The organism is Streptomyces sp. LUP47B (assembly GCF_001746295.1).
Taxonomy (GTDB): domain Bacteria; phylum Actinomycetota; class Actinomycetes; order Streptomycetales; family Streptomycetaceae; genus Streptomyces.
The window spans coordinates 1-1,251 of sequence record NZ_MJAH01000043.1 but is presented as its reverse complement, the minus strand read 5'-3'; the positions used below and the strand labels follow the sequence as shown (position 1 = coordinate 1,251).

The 1,251-nt window shown below is 70.3% G+C and carries 3 protein-coding genes; all 3 read right to left on the bottom strand.

Annotation, left to right across the window (positions count from 1 at the left end; all coding sequences use genetic code 11):
• A partial coding sequence (locus BFN33_RS48980) for a hypothetical protein (protein WP_141758091.1) occupies positions 1–450 on the bottom strand: 450 nt, incomplete at its 3' end.
• Positions 447–818, bottom strand: coding sequence for a hypothetical protein (locus tag BFN33_RS48975; RefSeq protein WP_079141448.1), 372 nt, complete (start codon positions 816–818; stop codon positions 447–449). The genes BFN33_RS48980 and BFN33_RS48975, both read right to left, overlap by 4 nt.
• A gap of 73 nt (positions 819–891) precedes the next feature.
• A partial coding sequence (locus BFN33_RS48970; RefSeq protein ID WP_218109085.1) for a hypothetical protein occupies positions 892–1,251 on the bottom strand: 360 nt, incomplete at its 5' end.

Genomic DNA, 1,251 nt, shown 5'->3' with positions numbered 1-1,251 from the left:
CGTCCAGGCGATGACGAGGCCGGGGATGTCGTAGCGGGCGTAGGAGGAGGCGTCGTCTGTGATCCTGCGCGGGTCACCCACCACGTAGGCCGACTTGACCTGCACGCTGGGGTAGCTGCCGGGCAGGGTGAGCGTCTGCGGGATGCTCGGGTGGTCGAGGCAGGCTGCGACGATCGCCTCAGCCAGAGTGGCGGCCTGGTTCCACGGCGGCTTCTGCGAGGTCGGGTTGGCGGCCCAGCAGGACACGCCCATCACCGGGGTACGCAACGGCACGTAGATGTTCGACCACCCGCCTGCGACGACGAGAGTGACGAACCCGCCGTCAGCCCACGACAGGGTTCCGTCCACGCCCGGCTTGGGGAGGGTGGTGGCGACGCGGTCACCGACGACCGTGGACAGCCAGGCCGTTGCCACCAGCTCGGGCGTCGCGCGCAGCACAGGCGTCGTCATGCCGTCCTCCGCTGGAACAGAGCCGGCCGGAGGTAGGGCATGGGCGCGGTGCCGGGGTGATTGACGCGCGCCACCGGATGCGCGGCCCCCGGCCAGTACAAGGCCTTTTTGTTCCGCGGGAGGATGACGTGCGGGGCCGTGCCCATCTCGACGTCGGTGGCGTAGTTGCAGTCCAGCGAGCCGACGCGCAACACCTTGTCGTGGCACTCGGCACGCAACGAGTCATGCAGGCGGCCACTGCGCTTGTGTACGTAGTCGCGGGCATCTCCGAGGATGGCGTCGCCGATGACGTCCTGCATCCACTCGTTGGTCGCCGCGTCGACATGCGCTCGCGCGGAAGGATCGATCCGAATCCCGGATCGTGCCATGGCCGCCCTCCTCTCCAGAGAGTGGTCTCGTGCGGGCCGCCTGGTCTCCCCAGGCATGTGGCCCCGTGTGCTGTTAGGTGGTGCGCCGCAGGTCGAGCCGGATGTCCGGCACCGATGCGGGGTTCGCCATCGACGAGGTCGCGTCGACGATGTAGGTGGCGCCGGTCCGCTCGTCGAGGAGCCGGTCCTGGTCGGTGACGTCGGTGCCTGCCGGGACGCGGGCCACGGCGTAGCGGACGATGCGGGGGGTGGGGTCGTCGCGGCTGGTGACGCGGCGGGACTGCTCGGTCAGGCTGGCCGGGACCCCGGTGCAGACGGGGGTGTCGGTGTCTTGCTCGTCGCCGTAGGCGTCGGTGGTGGTGCCGCGGATGATGCTGACGCGGGTGGTGGCGATGGCCTGCATCACGCACCCCCGTGGTAGGGGGCCCAGACC